The organism is Enterobacter sp. BIDMC 26, assembly GCF_000534435.1.
Taxonomy (GTDB): Bacteria; Pseudomonadota; Gammaproteobacteria; order Enterobacterales; family Enterobacteriaceae; genus Enterobacter; species Enterobacter ludwigii.
Map to the genome: position 1 here is coordinate 2,313,700 of NZ_KI973182.1, position 19,549 is coordinate 2,333,248.

Below are 19,549 nucleotides of genomic sequence, written 5' to 3' on the forward strand. Positions count from 1 at the left end.
AACCGCCGGAAGAACTCGGCCAGACCGTGCGAAAAGCGCAGTGTGCCACAAACCCTCAGAACGTTGCAGGGTTATTCTCTGATTTTTCTCATGAATACTCGACCGCTTAACAGTTAATCGCGCTATGCTTTACAGCGAGAAATTTGCCCCACCACAAGGAGTGGAAGATGTCTTCTGTTCGAACTCACGATAACACGACGTTTATTAACGAACTGTCGCGCCTGGTTGGCTCCTCTCACCTGCTTACCGACCCGGCAAAAACCGCCCGCTACCGTAAGGGCTTTCGTTCCGGTCAGGGCGAGGCGCTGGCGGTGGTGTTTCCCGGCACGCTGCTTGAACTCTGGCGCGTCCTGAGCGCCTGCGTGGCCGCCGACAAAATTATTCTCATGCAGGCGGCTAACACCGGTCTGACGGAAGGCTCAACGCCGAACGGCAACGATTACGATCGTGACATCGTGATCATCAGCACCCTGCGTCTCGACAAACTGCATCTGCTGGATAAAGGCGAGCAGGTGCTCGCGTTCCCTGGCACGACGCTCTACTCCCTTGAAAAAGCGCTTAAGCCGCTGGGACGCGAACCGCATTCGGTCATTGGCTCATCCTGTATTGGCGCCTCCGTGATCGGCGGGATCTGCAATAACTCCGGCGGTTCGCTGGTGCAGCGCGGCCCGGCTTACACCGAGATGTCACTTTTTGCCCGTATCGACGAAAACGGCAAGCTGACCCTGGTCAACCATCTGGGCATTGATCTTGGCGTTACGCCGGAGCAGATCCTGAGTAAGCTCGACGACGATCGGGTGAAAGATGAAGACGTCCAGCACGACGGTCGTCATGCTCACGACCACGATTACATCACCCGCGTGCGGGACATCGAAGCGGATACCCCGGCACGTTACAACGCCGACCCTGACCGCCTGTTTGAATCTTCGGGCTGTGCGGGCAAGCTGGCTGTTTTTGCCGTGCGCCTCGACACCTTCCCGGCCGAGAAAAAACAGCAGGTGTTCTACATCGGCACCAATCAGCCGGACGTGCTGACCGAGATCCGTCGTCATATTCTGGGCGAGTTCGCTCACCTGCCGGTGGCGGGCGAGTACATGCACCGTGATATTTACGACATCGCGGAACGCTACGGCAAAGATACGTTCCTGATGATCGACAAGCTCGGCACCGATAAAATGCCGTTCTTCTTCACCATGAAGGGCCGTACCGACGCGATGCTGGAAAAAGTGCCGCTGTTTAAACCCCACTTTACCGACCGCTTTATGCAGAAACTGGGCAACGTCTTCCCGTCACATCTGCCGGAGCGGATGAAAACCTGGCGCGATAAGTACGAGCATCACCTGCTGCTGAAAATGGCCGGGGACGGAATTGCCGAAGCGCAAACCTGGCTCAGTGAATTCTTCAAAACTGCCGAAGGCGATTTCTTTGCCTGTACCCCTGAAGAGGGCAGCAAAGCCTTCCTGCACCGTTTCGCCGCTGCGGGTGCCGCCATTCGTTATCAGGCGGTGCATTCAGACGAGGTGGAAGACATTCTGGCGCTGGATATCGCCCTTCGCCGCAACGATACCGAGTGGTTTGAACACCTGCCGCCGGAAATCGACAGCAAGCTGGTCCACAAGCTCTATTACGGCCACTTTATGTGCTACGTCTTCCACCAGGATTACATCGTTAAGAAAGGGGTCGATGCGCACGCGCTGAAAGAGCAGATGCTCGCGCTGCTGCACGCGCGAGGCGCACAATATCCTGCGGAACATAACGTGGGGCATCTTTATAAGGCTCCTGACGCACTTAAGCAGTTTTATCGCGAGAATGACCCTACAAACAGCATGAACCCCGGCATTGGTAAAACAACGCGGAATAAATACTGGAAAGAGAGTCCTGACGCGGAGCAGCCCGTGACGCAAGCGTCTGATTAATTCCCACAGCCAAATTTGAGAGATTGTTAAGCGCGCCTTAATCGTACTAGAGTAGCGTTCTGTCGCCGGAGAAACGTTTCTCCGGCATCTGTTACGAGGAGCAGGCACATCATGTCGGCTGTTGATATTTTATCCGAAACCGAAGTGGAAGTGCGCGATGCCCTTCCCGACGATGTGCATGCTATCGCCGCTATCTACGCCTGGCATGTGCTTCACGGGCGCGCATCCTTTGAAGAAGTTCCCCCCACCATTGATGAAATGCGTCAGCGAATGAAAAGCGTGGCCGAGAATGGCTTACCGTGGCTTGTCGCGCTGTATCGCGGCATCGTCGTAGGCTACTGCTACGCGACGCCTTACCGTCCGCGCCATGCCTATCGCTACACTCTGGAAGAGTCGATTTACGTGGATGCGAGTACTACCGGTCGTGGTTTTGGCTCCGTCCTGATGGATGCGCTGATCGCCCGCTGCGAGCAAGGACCGTGGCGGCAGATGATTGCCGTTGTGGGGGATGGCAACAACAATGCCGGCTCGTTACGGTTGCATAAGAAATACGGCTTCGAAATCGTCGGTCAGTTACGCAGCGTCGGGTATAAGAAAGGTGACTGGCGGGATACGGTGATCATGCAGCGCTCACTCAATGACGGAGACTGGACGCTGCCGGAGTAAGGCGCAGCGAGGTCTGTTGCCCTCTCCCGTGGGAGAGGGCGAAAACACAGTCATCAGCAATCCGGCTCAGTCGTTCTGGGCGGTTGCCATCTGCTCCGCTTTCTGCTTTTTGTAGGTCAACGCCGCGGCCGGTACCGGCTGCACTTTCCCCGTCTCAATCCAGGTACGCAGTCGGCTTGCATCCGCGAAGTGGGTGTATTTACCAAAGGCATCCATCACCACCAGCGCCACCGGTTTACCGTTGAATACGGTACGCATCACCAGGCAGTGTCCCGCCGCGTTAGTAAACCCGGTTTTCGTTAACTGAATATTCCAGTTATCCCGGTACACCAGATGGTTAGTATTACGGAACGGCAGCGAATAGGCCGGGTTCGCAAAGGTCGCCATCTCTTCACGGGTCGTACTGAGCTGACCAATCAGCGGGTACTGTTTGCTGGCAATCAGCAGTTTTGTCAGGTCGCGGGCCGTGGAGACGTTGTGAATCGACAGGCCAGTCGGCTCGACGTAACGGGTATTGGTCATCCCCAGCGATTTGGCTTTTGCGTTCATCGCACGAATAAATGCGTCATAGCCACCCGGATAGTGGTGGGCCAGGCTCGCCGCCGCGCGGTTTTCAGAAGACATCAGCGCCAGCAGCAGCATGTTTTTACGGCTGATTTCGCTGTTCAGTCGCACGCGGGAGTAGATCCCTTTCATCTCCGGCGTATGGCTGATATCCACTTTCAGTTTTTCGTCCAGCGGCAGATGTGCATCAAGCACCACCATCGCGGTCATTAATTTGGTAATCGAGGCGATCGGGCGTACCAGGTCCGGATGGCTGGCGTAAATCACCTTATTGGTGTTGAGATCAACAATCATCGCACTGCCGGAAGCGATTTGCGGCTGGGCAGCAGCGGTGGTCACGGCGGGCGTTTTGGCGATCGCTGGCGCGGCAGCGGACGCTCCCAGCAACAGGGCCAGGCTAAGTAAAGAGACTCGGAATTTCAGCATGGTGAGACTTCTGATAATTATTCACGCACGTTATGACGTACACCGCCTGTGTCGATGGAGAAACGCAGGCTGGCTTCGGCATCATAGCGGTCACCGGGCTTTGTCGCCAGAGGATAATCGTGAACAGATGCTGCATTGCTGGCATTTACGCCAGCAATGCAGTGAGCCTAGAAGAGACGGTATCCATAACCCCACAGAATAACCGTCAGAGCCAGTAGCGCTTCCAGCACCAGCACGCCGATGGCGAGCGTTGAACTGGAGAAGCTCAGGCCCTCTTCTTTATTGATATTGAGGAAGGTTGGTACCCCCAGATACAGCAGATAACCGGTGTAAAAGAGGGCAATCGTACCGATCAGCGCGCACAACCAGACCAGTGGATACAGCGCCACAATACCGCTTAAAAACAGCGGGGTCGCGACATACCCGGCGAAAACCATACAGTGTGCCAGCGATGGACGTTGCGGATAGTTACGCGCCATCCAGTGAATGACACGCCCCATGACAGCCACACCCGCCAGCATCAGGCCATAAAAGAGAATGGCCAGTGAAAGACCGGTAAACCAGGAAAGCTGAACCACGGTGCCATCACCAAAGTTCCAGCCGATTTGTGTTGTGCCAATAAACGCGCAGATTACAGGCACCGCTGCCATCAGCAGCACATGATGCGTGTAATGATGCGAGACCGTTTCGTTCTCCGTTTTGATGACATGCATTTCACGATCGGGATGGGAGAAAAGTCCCCAGACATGGTTCATAACGCCCCCTTGTTGTCGGCCCGTCAGCAATATCTTAAGTATAATGCAGGCCTGAGATTATTTTATGTACAGTGGGAAATTTCCGTTGATTGCCCCGTTATTGATTCATGGGGTATATGATTAAACGAGGCATAATAAGGGAGATGACATTGACGTAATGGATATCAACAGTCTTATTGAACAATATGGATACGCTGCACTGGTCGTTGGCAGCGTGGCGGAAGGAGAAACCATCACGCTGCTCGGCGGGGTGGCCGCGCATCAGGGGTTACTCAAATTCCCACTCGTTGTTGCCGCAGTCGCACTCGGCGGGATGATTGGCGATCAGCTGCTCTACTTTCTGGGACTGCGCTTTGGCCCTACGCTTTTGAAGCGCTTTTCAAAGCACCGCAAGAAAATTCACCGCGCCCAACGGCTTATCCAGCGTCACCCTTACCTGTTCGTGATTGGCACCCGTTTTATGTACGGCTTTCGGATTATCGGCCCAATACTGATTGGCGCCAGCCATTTACCGCCGAAAATTTTCCTGCCGCTGAACATTCTTGGCGCGATTGCCTGGGCCCTGATCTTTACCACGCTCGGTTATGTGGGTGGAGAAGTGATTGGTCCGTGGCTGCATAATGTTGACCAGCATCTGAAGCACTGGGCATGGGTTATCCTGATTGTCGTGGTGGTAATTGCGGTCCGGCTGTGGCTGAAGCATCGGGAAAAGACGCGGGATGAAGAGTAAGTGCAATGGCGCCCTCTCGCACAAAGAGAGGGCGAAAAGTTTCTACCCGGCGGGCTTAAATTGTGGATTCGCCAGCATAAAACCGCCGTCGACAATAAATGATTGCCCGGTAGCATAGCTGGCGTCACCGTCACACAGCCACGCCACCAGGCTGGCAATCTCTTTGGTATGCCCCGGCCGCGCGAGCGGGATCGCGGGCATCGAACCGGCCTTCACTTCACTGTCGTCCATATCATTCATTGGCGTGGCAATGGCACCTGGCGCAACGGCATTCACCAGGATGTTATGCTCGACCAGCTCCAGCGCCATGGATTTGGTTAATCCGCCCAGGGCATGCTTGGCCGCCGTATACGCACTGGCATCCGGTAAAGGCGTGTGTTCATGCACCGAGGTAATGTTCACAATTCGCCCCCCTTCTCCCTGCTTCACCATCTGACGCGCAGCGATCTGTGAACAGAGAAACGCGCCATCCACGTCAACGGTAAAAATCCCCCGCCACTCCTCAAACGGCATGTCGAGAAACGGCGCTTTGGTCATCGCCCCGGCATTGTTGACCAGCACGTCCAGCCGACCAAAGCGCGTAATTAACGTTTCAATGGCCTGCGCCCCCTGCGGGAGAGTGCTTAAATCAAGTTGAATCGCCTCTGCACGCCGCCCCTTCGCCTCGACTTCGCGGCAGGTTTCCAGCGCACCTTTTTCGTCGGAATGCCAGGTGACGCCGATATCAAACCCTCGTTCAGCCAGCATCAGGGCCGTGGTTTTCCCAATCCCGGAATCCGATGCGGTAACAATCGCGACTTTGGTCATACTCACCTCCAGAAAAGCTGCAAAGAGGTAAGTATAGATAATCGCGCTTTTTAGCCCTGATGATAGCCGCCACCCAGCACCGAGGTCAGCTGCAGCGTGGCGTCAACGTACTGGCCTTTGAGCATCACCCCGGTGAGCTGCTCCCTGAGGGCCGGTATTCTGGCCTCACTTACGCGGGAGCCGGCGATAATGCCGGCGCGAAAGCGGGCCTGAGCCAGTGCAACAACGCGGGCAGCCTCTTTTTCGACCCGCTGCTGGTGCTGGTTTTTGGCGGTCAGTGTTTCGACTTCGCTGGCCGTGCGCGCCACCTGATTCACCGCATCCACCACCGCTTTGTTATAACGCGCGACGGAGAGATTGTTCTGCGCCTGGGCAATATCCAGTTCGGCGTTTAGCCTGCCGCTGTCGAAAATGGGCAACGTCAGCCCGGCTGTGACGCCCATCTGCTGCGCAGAAGAGCGGAACAAATCGCTCAGGTGCAGGGCATCCTGCTGTAAGAAAGCCATCAGATTCACATCGGGATAGAACGCTGCTCTGGCGGCCTCAACGTCACTCATGGAGGCCTCGATATACCAGCGAGCCTCCTGCAAATCCGGTCGACGTGCCAGCAATTCATACCCCAGCGTGGCCGGGAGCGAGGCTTCGACCGTGGGTAAGGCGTGGCGTGTAAGCGTCACTGAGGAGGTGTTCGTCAGGGCGCTCAGACGCGCCTCAACGGCTTTCATTTTTCCGTTCACTTCTGCCAGCTGCTCGTCAGTTTTGCTGGCGTTGATGTCGGTCTCGACGCCCTCAACGGAAGAGGTGATCCCATGCTGATACAGTTCGCGGTCGGCTGCAATAATCGTGTCCTGCTGGTGTTTAATCTCCGTGAGGACATCCCCCACCGCAGCCTGGGTTTGCCACGCCCAGTAAAGACGTGCGACGCTGCTGGCAAGCAGTTGCCGGGTTTGCTCAAGCTCCGCTTTTTGCGCATTTACCCGGCCAATTCGGGCTTCAACCCGTGCACGATTTTTCCCCCACAAATCGAGATCCCAGCCCGCGCTCAAACCAAAAGTACCGTTGGTGTACCACGGCCCGGTGGTTCCCGCCGCCGGATCGGTTATCGCAAAGGGCCCCATCAACCCTTCGGCCGACATTTTTTGCCGTTCAGCATCCGCTGCGAAATCAATTTCCGGCCCCCCGGCGGCCAGGGTGGCTTTTGCCTGCGCTTCCGCCAGCGTGATGCGCTGACTGGCAATTTGCATATCCGGCGCATCGTTCAGCGCCTTCGCAATCAGCGAATTGAGTTCAGGATCGTTATACGTTTTCCACCATGCATCTTTCGGCCACGCGGTATGGCTCAGCGTAGTATTCACCGCAGCCGTTGTTGATTGCATATTTACAGGGGAAACCGAGGCATGTTCCGGCGCGCAGGCCACCAGAATAAAAACCAGGGGAATACTCAGAGATAAAGGTTTCATTACGCCATTCACGCGAAAAATAAAGGCGCAAGTTACGCCAAACGTCGCTCTTTTTTTTAGTAACGCGTGGCAACCCGCAATTTGTCATACATTTTCATATTCGGAAAATTATTCATCATAAGAATGAATTAAATGAGTGAATTCATCTTCATTATAAATTCACTGCTACACTTACTTTCGACAAACAGACGCGGGAGAAACGAATGAAAATATTACTGTGGGTTATTTTAATTATATTTCTGATAGGGCTGCTGGTGGTAACCGGTGTATTCAAGATGATTTTCTGATTTCATTGCCCGGCTCAGCGCCGGGCACATTCCGTTACCTGGACTGAATCACCCGTGCAATATCAGCGGAAGTCTGCAGCGTGCGGATCTCCTGAAATAACCCCAGTGCTTCACTGTACTCTTTGCGTAAATAACTGAGCCACTGCTTAATTCGCGCGACGTGATATAACCCGGTATCACCCTGTTTTTCGAGGCGACTGTATTTTTTCAGCAGCGTGACCACATCAGCCCACGGCATACGTGGTTCGTTATATTTAATCACCCGGCTGAGGTTTGGTACGTTAAGCGCGCCGCGGCCAATCATCACCGCATCGCAGCCAGTCTCTTTCAGGCACGCCTGCGCGCTTTCGTAATCCCAGATTTCCCCGTTGGCAATAACGGGAATGGTGAGTCTTTTGCGGATCTCGCCAATCGCCTGCCAGTTAATACGTTCGGCTTTATAGCCATCTTCTTTGGTGCGGCCATGCACCACCAGCTCAGTGGCCCCGGCCTGCTGCACGGCATCGGCAATCTCAAATTGCCGCGCGTCGCTGTCCCATCCCAGACGCACCTTTACCGTCACCGGCAGATGCGACGGTACAGCCTCACGCATGGCTTTTGCGCCACGGTAAATCAGCTCCGGATCTTTCAGCAAGGTGGCGCCGCCGCCGCTGCCATTCACCAGTTTTGATGGGCAACCGCAGTTGAGGTCAACCCCAAAGGAACCAAGCTCTACGGCACGGGCCGCGTTCTCCGCCAACCATTCGGGATACTGACCCAGTAGCTGAATGCGCACCAGCGTGCCGGAAGAGGTGCGGCTCTGATGATGCAGTTCCGGGCAAAGGCGATAGAATGATTTTACTGGCAACAACATATCGACCACGCGCAAAAACTCCGTCACGCAGAGATCGTAGTCGTTCACCTCGGTCAGAAGCTCGCGCACGAGGGAGTCGAGCACGCCTTCCATTGGGGCCAGTAAAACACGCATAGCAGTACCTGTGAAAAAAGACGCGCTATAGTAGCCGCTCTCCCGGCATGAGGAAAGCCCGGCGGTTAACCCGGTGAGGTTATACCAGACGTTCCATTTCGGAATGTCTGGTATGCTCAAAATTCATGATGTGATCCGTGGCACATTTTTAGGTTTAATTGTATGATGAATGTGTTTCATCAAGGACTTTCACCATGAGAAAATCATTGAACATTATCTGGCAATATCTTCGCGCATTCGTCCTGATTTACGCCTGCCTGTATGCCGGAATCTTTATCGCATCCCTGCTTCCCATCACCATTCCCGGCAGCATCATCGGAATGTTGATCCTCTTTGTTTTGCTGGCGTTGCAAATTTTGCCTGCCAGATGGGTTAACCCTGGCTGCTTTGTCCTTATTCGCTATATGGCGCTGCTGTTCGTGCCTATCGGCGTCGGGGTTATGCAGTATTTTGATTTGCTCCAGGCGCAATTCGGACCCATTGTGGTGTCCTGCGCGGTCAGTACGCTGGTGGTTTTCCTGGTAGTAAGCTGGAGTTCGCATCTGGTGCATGGCGAACGTAAAGTGGTTGGGCAGAAAGGAACAAAACAATGATGGCCAATATCTGGTGGTCGCTGCCGTTAACGCTGGCAGTGTTCTTCGCCGCACGCAAACTCGCCGCACGTTTCAAAATGCCGTTACTTAATCCGCTGCTGGTGGCGATGGTGGTGATTATCCCGTTCCTGCTTCTCACCGGCATTCCTTATGAACGCTACTTTGCCGGCAGCAAAATTTTGAACGACCTTCTGCAGCCGGCCGTGGTGGCGCTCGCCTTTCCTTTATATGAGCAATTGCACCAGATCCGCGCCCGCTGGAAATCCATCATTACCATCTGTTTTGTCGGGAGCCTGGTGGCGATGATCACCGGCACCTCGGTGGCGCTGTTGATGGGCGCGTCCCCGCAAATTGCGGCCTCTATTCTGCCTAAGTCGGTCACCACGCCTATTGCGATGGCCGTGGGCGGCAGCCTGGGGGGGATTCCGGCCATCAGCGCCATGTGTGTGATATTCGTGGGGATCCTCGGCGCGGTCTTTGGACATACCCTGCTGAATGCGATGCGTATCCACACCAAAGCGGCACGAGGTCTGGCGATGGGTACCGCGTCGCACGCCCTGGGCACCGCGCGCTGCGCTGAACTGGATTATCAGGAAGGGGCGTTTAGCTCACTCGCACTGGTGATCTGCGGGATTATCACCTCCCTGCTCGCACCGTTTATTTTCCCGCTGATTGTGGCTGTCATGGGTTAAAATTTGCGATGCGTCGCGCAAATTTCATTTTGTTTTCATAAGTTGCATACATAATGAGAAGTGGATCACATATAAAGCCCCAGCGGCTTCGTAAACTACCGATCCATTAACCTTTATGAGGCAAACGCCATGCATCCACGTTTTCAAGCTGCTTTCGCCCAGCTTGCAGAGAATGTGCAATCAGCTCTGGCCCCGATTCTGGCGGATGAGCATTTCCCGGCCCTGCTGACGGCTGAACACGTCACGGCACTGAAAGAAGCCACAGGGCTGGACGACGACGCGCTGGCCTTCGCGCTGCTGCCGCTGGCGGCAGCCTGCGCCCGCGCCGATCTCTCTCATTTCAACGTCGGTGCGATTGCACGCGGCGTAAGTGGAACCTGGTACTTCGGTGGCAACATGGAGTTCCTGGGCGCGACCATGCAGCAGACCGTTCACGCGGAACAAAGCGCCATCAGCCACGCCTGGCTGCGCGGTGAACAAGCGCTGAGCGCCATTACCGTTAACTACACCCCTTGCGGCCACTGCCGCCAGTTCATGAACGAGCTGAACAGCGGGCTGGAGTTACGCATCAATCTGCCAGGCCGTGCGCCGCATACCCTCGGGGATTACCTGCCTGACGCGTTTGGTCCGAAAGATCTCGACATCAAAACGCTGCTGATGGATGAACAGGATCACGGTTTTGCCCTTTCCGGCGATTCGCTGAGCGAAGCCGCGATTCGCGCGGCGAACAAGAGCCACACGCCATACAGTCACTCCCCAAGCGGTGTGGCGTTGCAGTGTCGTGATGGTCGCATCTTCACCGGAAGCTATGCCGAAAACGCCGCCTTTAACCCGACGCTGCCACCGCTTCAGGGCGCCCTGAATTTGCTGAGCCTCAATGGCTATGACTACCCGGACATTCAGCGCGCTATTCTGGCAGAGAAAGCCGACGCGCCGTTGATCCAGTGGGACGCCACCGCCGCAACGCTGAAAGCGCTCGGTTGCTCAACTATTGACCGTGTTTTGCTTGCGTAATGCCTCCGGCGGGCAGAAATGCCCGCCGCTTTGCTGAAAAACCCCTCAGTTGATTCGCTGTTTCTTGCGCTAACCAGGCGGGTAAAGTAGCCTGAGTTAAATTTCACCTTCGGTACGAGCCATCTGCATGTTAAAGCGCGCTTTTTACAGCCTGTCTGTCCTGGTCGGCATACTGCTGTTGATCGTGCTGGGTCTTGATCGCTGGATGAGCTGGAAAACGGCTCCGTATATCTTTGACGACCTGCAGGACCTGCCCTATCGTCAGGTCGGCGTTGTGCTGGGTACCGCCAAGTATTACCGCACCGGGGTAATTAATCAGTATTACCGTTACCGCATTCAGGGCGCGCTGAACGCGTATAACAGCGGCAAAGTGAATTACCTGCTGCTGAGCGGCGATAATGCGCTGCAAAGCTATAACGAACCGGTCACCATGCGCAAAGACCTGATTGCCGCCGGCGTCGATCCGGCCGATATCGTGCTCGACTACGCCGGGTTCCGCACTCTGGATTCCATCGTGCGTACGCGCAAGGTGTTCGATACCAACGATTTCATCATCATCACCCAACGCTTCCACTGCGAACGGGCGCTGTTTATCGCGCTGCATATGGGTATTCAGGCGCAGTGCTACGCCGTGCCGTCGCCTAAAGATATGCTGAGCGTCCGCGTACGTGAGTTTGGCGCGCGTTTTGGCGCTCTGGCCGATCTGTACATCTTCAAACGTGAACCACGCTTTTTAGGCCCGCTGGTACCCATTCCGGCGATGCATGAAGTGCCGGAAGATGCGCAGGGCTACCCGGCCGTCACGCCAGAACAACTGCTTGATATGCAGAAAAAAGAGAAAAAATAGCCTCGCCTTTATACTTTCTTTATACCGGGCGTAACGCTTTTTATCCCGCCTTTACGCCGCCCCTTTTAAGCTGAGTTCACTGCCGCTACGGCTTCATTGAAGAATGACTATGAACTCAATAATGAATGCGTTTTTCCTGAAAAATATCCGCCCCTATTTTAACTTCCCGGGTTTATCACTCCCGACGGCGCTCAACGCTGGCCTCTGGCTTGATGACAAACTTGATGCCATGCAGCACAACCTCTCGCTGGAAGTGGCGGATTACCTGGAACGTTACCCGCAGACAAAACATATTGACGTTTACCTGAACGATATCAATGGCATTATGCGCGGCAAGCGGCTCTCGGTGGAAAGCATGCTGAATCTGGAAAAAGGCTGTTACTTCCCCCTCTCCGTCTACTCCATGGACCATAAAGGCAAAATAGCCGCCCCGCTTGATGATGAGCCCGACCGGCTCTGCGTTCCCGTCGGCGGTTCCCTGCGCCCCTGTTCGCAAGACCCTCAGCATAACGCGCAGATCCTGCTGACCATGAAAGAGAGCGACGGCAAACCGTGCCCGCTTGAGCCAAGGGTGATATTGCAAAACGTTCTGGCTCGTTTCCATCAGCACGGGCTCTTCCCGGTGATTGCCCCGGAAATTGAGTTTTACCTGACCGGGCGCGGCACGCAGGATCCACAAAATCAGGGCTGCTTTCATATGGATACCTCAACGGCACACGCGGCGCTGTTTGACGAGCTGGAGCAGCTGGCGCACCTGCAGCGTATCCCCCTGACCGGGATCGTGGCCGAGGCCGAATCTGGCCAGTTCGAGTTAAACCTGAAGCATAGCCATCGCGTCGTTGAAGTCTGCGATAACGTGCTGGCCCTGCGACGCCTGACCCGCTACGTTGCGGAGAAACAGGGTCTGCAGGCCAACTTTATGGCCAAACCGTTCAGCCAGCAGTCCGGCAGCGGTTTGCACTTCCATTTCAGCCTGAACGATATTCATGGCGAAAACGTATTCGCGTCTCCGGTGGAAGCGCTGAACAGCATGATGCGCCTCTGCATCGCTGGCCAGCTGGCGCTGATGCCCGCCTCTATCGCCATTCTCGCCCCTGGCGTTAACGCATTCCGCCGCCTGCGTAAAAACCTCACGGAACCGCTATTTAACTCCTGGGGCTATAACACCCGCTCCGCCGCGCTGCGTATTCCCTGCTCCGATGACCATAACCGGCGTATTGAGTACCGGCTGGCCGGGGCTGATGCTAACCCGTATCTGGTGGCGGCAACGCTTCTGAGCGGAATGCTGTACGGGCTGGAAAATTTTGACGAGCAGGATTTACCTGAACCTCAGCAGGACGGGCCGGATCTGCCGCTGTTTCAGCAGGAGGCGATTGAGACATTTGCACGCTGTCAGTATCTCACCGGCAGCCTGGGAGAGGCTTTTTCTCAACAGTGGGTTGCCTGCAAGCTCTCTGAGCTCGACTGGTTCGAGAGCATTGTCACCCGGGAGGAGTCGAGTCTGGCGTGAAGCACAAAAAAGCCCGCTCGATGAGCGGGCCAGGTAATGCCAGAGGCGATTATTTTTTACGCGCGTATTTGAGTGAATCCAGGGCGACCGCAAAGATGATGATGCCGCCTTTGATGATGTACTGCCAGTACGGGTTCACACCGATGTAGGTCAGACCGTAGTTGATTACGGTAAAGATGATGACACCGGTTACCACGCCGAACACGGTACCCACGCCGCCGCTAAAGGAGACGCCGCCGACCACACAGGCTGCGATCGCATCCAGTTCGTACATGAAGCCCAGGTTGTTCGTTGCAGAGCCGATACGGCCCGCTTCCAGCATCCCACCAAAGGCGTAGAACACACCTGACAGGGCATAGATCATCAACAGGTTCAGGGCAACGTTGACGCCGGATACTTTCGCCGCTTCCGGGTTACCGCCGATAGCGAAGATGTTTTTACCGAAGCGGGTTTTGTTCCACAGGATCCAGACAAAAGCGACGGCAATCAGGGCGTAGAAGGTAATGTACGACAGGCGGAAACTGCCCAGCGCGATAAACCCTTGCGTAAAGGTCGAGAACCCGCTGTCGAAGCCAGAGATTGGCGACGCCCCCACGAAGTCGTAGTACAGGGAGTTGATACCGTAAACGATGATCATCGTACCTAAGGTGGTGATAAATGGCGTCACGTTCAGGTAAGCGATAATGATGCCGTTAATCAGACCAATCACTGCGCCGATCGCACAGACAATCAGGATCACCACGAAAATGGGCATGGTCGCCATTTCCGGGAACACCTTGTTGGCGTTTTCCATCGACTGTAGCAGCGTTGCCGCGATAACCGCCGCGAGGCCAACCTGACGTCCCGCTGACAGGTCAGTCCCCTGCGTCACGATAAGTCCCGCCACGCCCAGCGCGATAATAATACGCACGGAGGACTGGGTCAGGATGTTACTGAGGTTCAACAGGCTTAAGAACGTAGGGTCCTGGAAAATGATGATAGCCAGCAGTACTAAAAGAACAACGTAAATACCGCCTTCTTTCAGGTAAGTGAGAAAACTTTTTTTATTTAACGCACTCATGAGGAGCCCCTGATCTTAAAGGTGCAAAGACGCAAGACGCAAAATTTCGTTTTGCGTTGTCGTTTTGGTGTCAACAATACCGGCAACGAGACCATTGCTCATAACCAGAATACGATCTGTGATCCCTAACAATTCCGGCATTTCGGAAGAAATAATAATGATCCCTTTATTCTTTTTCGCCAGCTCGGCAATCAGCTGATAAATCTCAAACTTCGCGCCGACGTCAATACCGCGGGTCGGTTCATCCAGCATCAGGATTTCTGGCTGGGTTAATAACCAACGGCCAATAATGACCTTCTGCTGGTTACCGCCTGACAGCGAACCAATTTGCGTGCGGTGACCTGGCGTTTTGACGCGCATGGAGTCAATCACCCACTGGGTATCGCTCTTCATGCGGGAGTTATCCAGCAGCCCGACTTTGTTTTTATAGTTGCGAATATTGGAAATTAACGAGTTAAAGTTAATATCCAGATACGCATAAATACCGGTCGAACGACGCTCTTCCGTGACCAGCGCAAAACCATTATTAATGGCTTCGTTAGCGCTGTGGTTATTGATTTTCTTACCGTGCAGCGTGATAGTGCCCGCGGCTTTCTCACGAATACCGAACAGGGTTTCGACAATATCAGTACGTTTTGCCCCAACCAGACCTGCGATACCGAGAATTTCGCCCTTATGCAGGTCAAAAGAGACGTCGCGAATAGACGGCTGACGCAGCGAGGTGAGATTGCGAACCTCAAGGATCACTTCACCCGGCTTGTTCTCTTTGTCCGGGAAGCGCTGGTTCAGAGAGCGCCCCACCATCATGGCGATGATCTTGTCCATATCCAGCCCTTCGAGAGGCTGGGTGGCAATCCACTGGCCATCGCGCAGGATGGTAATCTCATCACACAGTTGGAAGATCTCTTCCATTTTGTGAGAGATATAAACAATGCCGCAGCCGCGGTCTTTGAGCTTACGAATAATGGTAAAAAGGTGGTTAACCTCTTTTTCCGTTAATGACGATGTCGGTTCGTCCATGATGACGATTTTCGCATCATAGGAGAACGCTTTGGCAATTTCGATCATCTGCATTTGGGACACGGATAACGTTCCCACGCGGGCGCGCGGATCGATATCAATATCCAGTTCATCGAAAATCGCTTTGGTGTCGCGATACATTTTATCCTGATCGACAAAGACACCTTTGGTCGGATAACGGCCCAGCCACATGTTATCCATAACAGAACGCTGCAGCACCAGGTTTAATTCCTGGTGAACCATTGAGATACCGTTTTCCAGTGCTTCTTTTGCTGAATGGAAATCGATCTCTTTCCCCTGAAAAAGAATGCTGCCAGAATCTTTTTGATAGATCCCAAAAAGACATTTTAATAATGTTGATTTACCTGCGCCGTTCTCCCCCATTAATGCGTGAATAGAGTGAGGACGAACTTTTAAATTAACATTATCGAGTGCCTTAACCCCGGGAAATGACTTGTTGATAGCGCTCATTTCCAACAAGTATTCACCAGATGACTGAGTATTTGTGCTGACCATAATTATACCTTGTTGGCCTCGCATATCGCGTTATAAAAGGGCGCAACAAGTTGCGCCCAGTGAAGACAATTCAAATAACTTATTTACCGATAAACTCAGCCAGGTTGGACTGGTCTACGCCAACGTAAGGTACGCGAACGATTTTATTTTCAATTTTCCAGGTCGTACCGTCTGCCGCACCTTTGCCATCGGCCAGGTTTTTCGCCAGATCGAAGGTTGCTTTCGCCTGGTTGTTGGCATCGTTCAGCACGGTCCCGGCCATTGCACCGGATTTCACCAGGGCCAGAGCTTCTGGCAGTGCATCCACACCGAACACAGGAATGGCTGATTTGTTGTGCGCTTTCAGCGCTTCTACCGCACCCATAGCCATCGCATCGTTGTTGGCAATTACCACTTCGATTTTGTTAGCGTTCGGGCCGGACAGCCACGCGTCCATCTTATCTTTCGCCTGAGCGGTATCCCACATCGCGGTATCTAATGCCAGCTGCTGGGTTTTCAGGCCCTTATCATTCAGCTCTTTGATAACGTAAGTGGTACGGGCTTCAGCATCCGGATGGCCTGGTTCGCCTTTCAGCAGCACGAACTGGATCTGGCCGTCTTTGTTCAGGTCCCAGTTCGGGTTCGCCGCCCAGTGTTTAGCGATCAGATCGCCCTGAATAATGCCGGACTCTTTGGAGTCAGTACCGACGTAAAACGCTTTGTCATAGCTGTCCAGCGCTTTACGGGAAGGTTCTTTGTTGAAGAAGACAATCGGCACATTCTGGCCGCGCGCTTTTTCAATGACCGTGCCTGCCGCAGCGGGGTCAACCAGGTTGATGGCCAGTGCCTTCACGCCTTTTGCCAGCAGAACGTCGATCTGGTCGTTCTGTTTGGACTGGTCGTTCTGGGAGTCATTCATCAGCAGCTGAACATCTGGCGCTGCTTTAGCATCTTTCTCGATAGCTTTACGGACAACAGACATGAAGTTGTCGTCGTATTTATAGATGGTCACACCAATACGGGTATCCGCAGCGTGCACTGCTGCACCAAAAAGCATGCTTGCCATTACAGCAGACAGGGTCAACACCTTCTTATTCATGGTATCTCCGGTTTTTTTTATGCAGGGTAGTTCTTGTGAATAACGATCGGCAGGCAGGTGTTAATAAAACGTTACTGACAGCCGAAGTTCACTTATAAAATTTCTATCTTCCGTGTTCGGTAACGCTCCAGAAATGCGTTTTATTCGTTGTTTGCGGCACATTGGCTATGGTGAAAGTGATTAATCACTGTTACATAGCGTTTCAGCCCCTAAAACGCTGACATCATAGTCAGCGCCTTGTTAAGATACTGTGAATTTACTCACAGATTGAAAACGGTTACATCCGCTGATGTAATCAGTTAGTGATCGGAACCACAATTTGCCGGGCAGCGACAGAATGTCGACGCACTAAAGTCGGCATGAAACAGTGTGTTGCGCCCGGATCCAGCAGCCCTGCCGCCCCCTGTAACGCCAGCTCAGTGGCCAGTTTGGCCATAGAGGCGATGGGGTAACGCACGGTGGTCAGCTGCGGGTCGGTGTAACGGGCAATGGGAATATCATCAAAACCAATCAACGATAAATGCTGTGGCACCGCAATGCCGTTATCCTTCAGCGCAGTCAGCGCCCCGGCCGCCATGTTATCGTTATAGGCAAACACGGCAGACAGCTGCAGATTACGGCCCAGTAACTCCACCATCGCCGCCTCCCCGCCCTGCATATCCGGCGTGCCGGTTCCAACCCAGCTTTCAGACGGCGTAATACCCTGTTCTTTAAGGGCGTTTTGCCAGCCTTCGCGCCGCAGCTCATCATCTTCAATATGATGGCTGGAGGCCAAAAAACCGATCCGCTGATGCCCGTTGTTGATGAGCATTTTGGTGGCCATCATCGCCCCGCTGACGTTATCCAGCCCGACGCAGCGGTGGGCATACCCTGGCACAATACGGTTGATCAGCACCATGCCCGGGATTTGCTCCATAAACCCGGAAATCTCGTCATCGCTTAAGGCTTTTGAATGCACAATCAGTGCGTTACAACGCTGGCGGATCAGCACTTCAATCGCATGACGCTCTTTTTCAGCCTCGTGATAGCTGTTGCCAATCAGCACGTATTTCTGATGCTGCTGAGCGACAACGTCTACCGCTTTAACCAGCGCACCGAAAAAGGCATCAGAGACATCCATCACCACCACGCCAATGGTATCGCTGACCTGCGTGGCTAGCGCCTGCGCATTGGCATTAGGGCGATAACCCAGCTGGGTCACGGCTTTCATTACGGTTTCGCGGGTGTCAGGGCTGACCAGCGCGCTGTTGTTCAGCACGCGTGAGACGGTAGCCACGGAAACACCCGCCTGACGGGCGACGTCACGAATGGTGATCATATTCACCATCCTTCAAAGGATTGCAGCAACTCACAGACACCCCCTGTGTTTAGCAAGGTGGCTATTTTGGCAGCGAGAGAAAGGGGACTACGTGAAGAAGCTCACACAGATGAAAACGTTTACATCCGTTTTGTTAATGATTGTGATCCAGATCGTTATCTGGATGTATTTCTCAATGATACCCCTGAAGCATGTGCGGTTAACTGACGCCACACCCACTCCAGCGGCCCCTGGCGGAAATAACGTAGCCAGAGAACAGAAAACGCCAGGTTAACCATCCAGACCGGGATAACAAACGCCAGCAGCGAAAGCCGGTCGAATTTCATAAACAGGCCAAACCGATAGAAAAGCGTGGTGCATATCAGCGTCTGCAGAATGTAATTGCTGAGGGCCATACGTCCTACGCAGGCAATGGCACTGACAATCCATGCGCGACAAATTTGTGGCCAGAAGCCGTAAATGAGTGCCGCATAGCCAATCGTCTGGAAGGGCGCGCTCAACTCGCGCGGGACCTGAAGCAGAAACGCACACCAGCGGTAGTTCCAGTGCAGATGCCACTGCATGATCACGGCCGGCAGATTAATCAGCACGCCGAGAAGAATTAACCCGGCTCCCGTCAGGCGATAGTGGCGAAGGGAAAACTCCCCTTTCAGCCAGCCGGTGCGCATCAGTGATGCCCCCATCAGCATCATCCCTGCCAGCTGCCAGCCATATTGTGCGCCCAGCGCCAGCAGGTTATCGCCAAGCATATCCGCACGGTTGCTTATCGCTTCCGTGCCTCCTTTCAGCTTCCAGTACTGCTCGTACTGAAGGTTGGCGGCATCGGGGATCCATGAACGGTTTGCCGCATCACCGGAGATTATCCCCAGCAGTAACAGCACGCCAAGGCCCATGACGTAAAGCATCACGCCCGTGTTAAACAGGCTTTTTACGCTGTGCGCATCGCGAATGAGCCGCCAGCAAATCAGCCCGACTAAGCCATAGGCGAGAAGAATGTCGCCATCCCAGAAGAACAGCCCGTGAATAAAGCCGAGGATCACCAGCAACGTCAGACGCGACTGGATCCAGCGCGTACCGCGCCTGAGCAGTAGCTGCAGGCCCGCGCCAAACAGCAGGGCAAACAGGGTGAGGAATTTGACCTGGGCGAAGAGATCGAGGATGGCCCACGTCCAGGCATCGCTGCGGGTAATGTCGCCATACCACGCAGGATTGAGATACGCCGCCTTCGGCAAGCCGAAGGCGCTGATGTTAAGCAGCAGGATACCGAGAATGGCGACGCCTCGAACAAAATCGAGCGTGACGTTTCGCTCCATGTAGCCTGCC

The 19,549-nt window shown here is 54.2% G+C and carries 18 protein-coding genes; 8 read left to right on the forward strand and 10 right to left on the reverse strand.

Going from position 1 to position 19,549, the window contains the following annotated elements; translation table 11 throughout:
• Positions 1 to 167: 167 nt before the first annotated feature.
• The gene (gene dld / locus L462_RS12495) at positions 168 to 1,916 is read left to right on the forward strand and encodes a D-lactate dehydrogenase (protein ID WP_020883209.1); all 1,749 of its coding nucleotides are present in this window, start codon (positions 168 to 170) and stop codon (positions 1,914 to 1,916) included.
• 111 nt (positions 1,917 to 2,027) lie between these two features.
• On the forward strand, positions 2,028 to 2,582 hold the full coding sequence (locus tag L462_RS12490) for a GNAT family N-acetyltransferase (protein WP_020883208.1): 555 nt from the start codon (positions 2,028 to 2,030) through the stop codon (positions 2,580 to 2,582).
• A 66-nt stretch (positions 2,583 to 2,648) separates the two neighbouring features.
• On the opposite strand, the gene pbpG is transcribed toward L462_RS12490, so the two are convergent.
• Both pbpG and L462_RS12480 read right to left on the reverse strand, forming a co-directional pair.
• Positions 2,649 to 3,572 carry a D-alanyl-D-alanine endopeptidase gene (pbpG, locus tag L462_RS12485; RefSeq protein WP_014170890.1) on the reverse strand — a complete coding sequence of 308 codons (924 nt, stop codon included), beginning with the start codon at positions 3,570 to 3,572 and terminating at the stop codon, positions 2,649 to 2,651.
• A gap of 167 nt (positions 3,573 to 3,739) precedes the next feature.
• The gene (locus tag L462_RS12480) at positions 3,740 to 4,327 is read right to left on the reverse strand and encodes a Yip1 family protein (protein ID WP_014170891.1); all 588 of its coding nucleotides are present in this window, start codon (positions 4,325 to 4,327) and stop codon (positions 3,740 to 3,742) included.
• Positions 4,328 to 4,484: 157 nt separating this feature from the next.
• Between L462_RS12480 and L462_RS12475 the strand changes: the two genes are divergently transcribed.
• Positions 4,485 to 5,057: a DedA family protein gene (locus L462_RS12475; protein WP_032678567.1), complete on the forward strand. Its 573-nt coding sequence runs from the start codon at positions 4,485 to 4,487 to the stop codon at positions 5,055 to 5,057.
• 42 nt (positions 5,058 to 5,099) lie between these two features.
• Here L462_RS12475 and L462_RS12470 read toward each other — a convergent pair whose 3' ends face one another.
• The 3 genes from L462_RS12470 to dusC form a co-directional block, all read right to left on the reverse strand.
• Positions 5,100 to 5,864: an SDR family oxidoreductase gene (locus L462_RS12470; RefSeq protein ID WP_082209486.1), complete on the reverse strand. Its 765-nt coding sequence runs from the start codon at positions 5,862 to 5,864 to the stop codon at positions 5,100 to 5,102.
• 50 nt (positions 5,865 to 5,914) lie between these two features.
• Positions 5,915 to 7,324, reverse strand: coding sequence for a multidrug resistance outer membrane protein MdtQ (mdtQ, locus tag L462_RS12465; RefSeq protein ID WP_032678569.1), 1,410 nt, complete (start codon positions 7,322 to 7,324; stop codon positions 5,915 to 5,917).
• A 321-nt stretch (positions 7,325 to 7,645) separates the two neighbouring features.
• Complete coding sequence (dusC, locus tag L462_RS12460; protein ID WP_025203644.1) at positions 7,646 to 8,578, reverse strand: tRNA dihydrouridine(16) synthase DusC; 933 nt, start codon at positions 8,576 to 8,578, stop codon at positions 7,646 to 7,648.
• Between the two features lie 194 nt (positions 8,579 to 8,772).
• On the opposite strand from dusC, the gene L462_RS12455 reads away from it, so the two are divergent.
• From L462_RS12455 to L462_RS12435, 5 genes are all read left to right on the forward strand, one after another.
• Entirely contained in the window at positions 8,773 to 9,171 is a 399-nt protein-coding gene (locus tag L462_RS12455; protein WP_020883202.1) for a CidA/LrgA family protein, read from the forward strand.
• On the forward strand, positions 9,168 to 9,863 hold the full coding sequence (locus L462_RS12450; protein ID WP_014170901.1) for a CidB/LrgB family autolysis modulator: 696 nt from the start codon (positions 9,168 to 9,170) through the stop codon (positions 9,861 to 9,863). The genes L462_RS12455 and L462_RS12450 overlap by 4 nt, the downstream gene beginning before the upstream one ends.
• A 129-nt stretch (positions 9,864 to 9,992) precedes the next feature.
• A complete protein-coding gene (gene cdd, locus L462_RS12445) occupies positions 9,993 to 10,877 on the forward strand; it encodes a cytidine deaminase (protein WP_032678570.1) in 885 nt (294 codons plus the stop codon).
• Positions 10,878 to 11,004: 127 nt separating this feature from the next.
• Positions 11,005 to 11,724, forward strand: a complete 720-nt coding sequence (gene sanA, locus L462_RS12440) for an outer membrane permeability protein SanA (RefSeq protein WP_014170903.1) — start codon at positions 11,005 to 11,007, stop codon at positions 11,722 to 11,724.
• 121 nt (positions 11,725 to 11,845) lie between these two features.
• Positions 11,846 to 13,234 carry a glutamine synthetase family protein gene (locus L462_RS12435; RefSeq protein WP_032678571.1) on the forward strand — a complete coding sequence of 463 codons (1,389 nt, stop codon included), beginning with the start codon at positions 11,846 to 11,848 and terminating at the stop codon, positions 13,232 to 13,234.
• A 49-nt stretch (positions 13,235 to 13,283) separates the two neighbouring features.
• Here L462_RS12435 and mglC read toward each other — a convergent pair whose 3' ends face one another.
• The 5 genes from mglC to yeiB form a co-directional block, all read right to left on the reverse strand.
• Positions 13,284 to 14,294 (reverse strand): galactose/methyl galactoside ABC transporter permease MglC, encoded by a 1,011-nt coding sequence (mglC, locus tag L462_RS12430; protein WP_014170905.1) that lies wholly within the window; start codon positions 14,292 to 14,294, stop codon positions 13,284 to 13,286.
• Between the two features lie 15 nt (positions 14,295 to 14,309).
• Positions 14,310 to 15,830: a galactose/methyl galactoside ABC transporter ATP-binding protein MglA gene (gene mglA, locus L462_RS12425; protein WP_020883197.1), complete on the reverse strand. Its 1,521-nt coding sequence runs from the start codon at positions 15,828 to 15,830 to the stop codon at positions 14,310 to 14,312.
• Positions 15,831 to 15,909: 79 nt separating this feature from the next.
• Entirely contained in the window at positions 15,910 to 16,908 is a 999-nt protein-coding gene (gene mglB, locus L462_RS12420) for a galactose/glucose ABC transporter substrate-binding protein MglB (protein ID WP_032678572.1), read from the reverse strand.
• A 295-nt stretch (positions 16,909 to 17,203) separates the two neighbouring features.
• Positions 17,204 to 18,226: an HTH-type transcriptional regulator GalS gene (gene galS, locus L462_RS12415; protein ID WP_020883196.1), complete on the reverse strand. Its 1,023-nt coding sequence runs from the start codon at positions 18,224 to 18,226 to the stop codon at positions 17,204 to 17,206.
• Positions 18,227 to 18,381: 155 nt separating this feature from the next.
• Entirely contained in the window at positions 18,382 to 19,539 is a 1,158-nt protein-coding gene (gene yeiB / locus L462_RS12410; RefSeq protein ID WP_032678573.1) for a DUF418 domain-containing protein YeiB, read from the reverse strand.
• Positions 19,540 to 19,549: the final 10 nt, after the last annotated feature.

Bases quoted from the DNA above. Each gene is read 5' to 3' on its own strand.
- mglC (WP_014170905.1), bottom strand. From the start codon at position 14,294: ATGAGTGCGTTAAATAAAAAAAGTTTTCTCACTTACCTGAAAGAAGGC.
- mdtQ (WP_032678569.1), bottom strand. From the start codon at position 7,324: ATGAAACCTTTATCTCTGAGTATTCCCCTGGTTTTTATTCTGGTGGCC.
- L462_RS12470 (WP_082209486.1), bottom strand. From the start codon at position 5,864: ATGACCAAAGTCGCGATTGTTACCGCATCGGATTCCGGGATTGGGAAA.
- pbpG (WP_014170890.1), bottom strand. From the start codon at position 3,572: ATGCTGAAATTCCGAGTCTCTTTACTTAGCCTGGCCCTGTTGCTGGGA.
- mglB (WP_032678572.1), bottom strand. From the start codon at position 16,908: ATGAATAAGAAGGTGTTGACCCTGTCTGCTGTAATGGCAAGCATGCTT.
- L462_RS12480 (WP_014170891.1), bottom strand. From the start codon at position 4,327: ATGAACCATGTCTGGGGACTTTTCTCCCATCCCGATCGTGAAATGCAT.
- cdd (WP_032678570.1), top strand. From the start codon at position 9,993: ATGCATCCACGTTTTCAAGCTGCTTTCGCCCAGCTTGCAGAGAATGTG.
- dusC (WP_025203644.1), bottom strand. From the start codon at position 8,578: ATGCGTGTTTTACTGGCCCCAATGGAAGGCGTGCTCGACTCCCTCGTG.
- dld (WP_020883209.1), top strand. From the start codon at position 168: ATGTCTTCTGTTCGAACTCACGATAACACGACGTTTATTAACGAACTG.
- L462_RS12455 (WP_020883202.1), top strand. From the start codon at position 8,773: ATGAGAAAATCATTGAACATTATCTGGCAATATCTTCGCGCATTCGTC.
- galS (WP_020883196.1), bottom strand. From the start codon at position 18,226: ATGATCACCATTCGTGACGTCGCCCGTCAGGCGGGTGTTTCCGTGGCT.
- L462_RS12475 (WP_032678567.1), top strand. From the start codon at position 4,485: ATGGATATCAACAGTCTTATTGAACAATATGGATACGCTGCACTGGTC.
- mglA (WP_020883197.1), bottom strand. From the start codon at position 15,830: ATGGTCAGCACAAATACTCAGTCATCTGGTGAATACTTGTTGGAAATG.
- yeiB (WP_032678573.1), bottom strand. From the start codon at position 19,539: ATGGAGCGAAACGTCACGCTCGATTTTGTTCGAGGCGTCGCCATTCTC.
- L462_RS12435 (WP_032678571.1), top strand. From the start codon at position 11,846: ATGAATGCGTTTTTCCTGAAAAATATCCGCCCCTATTTTAACTTCCCG.
- sanA (WP_014170903.1), top strand. From the start codon at position 11,005: ATGTTAAAGCGCGCTTTTTACAGCCTGTCTGTCCTGGTCGGCATACTG.
- L462_RS12490 (WP_020883208.1), top strand. From the start codon at position 2,028: ATGTCGGCTGTTGATATTTTATCCGAAACCGAAGTGGAAGTGCGCGAT.
- L462_RS12450 (WP_014170901.1), top strand. From the start codon at position 9,168: ATGATGGCCAATATCTGGTGGTCGCTGCCGTTAACGCTGGCAGTGTTC.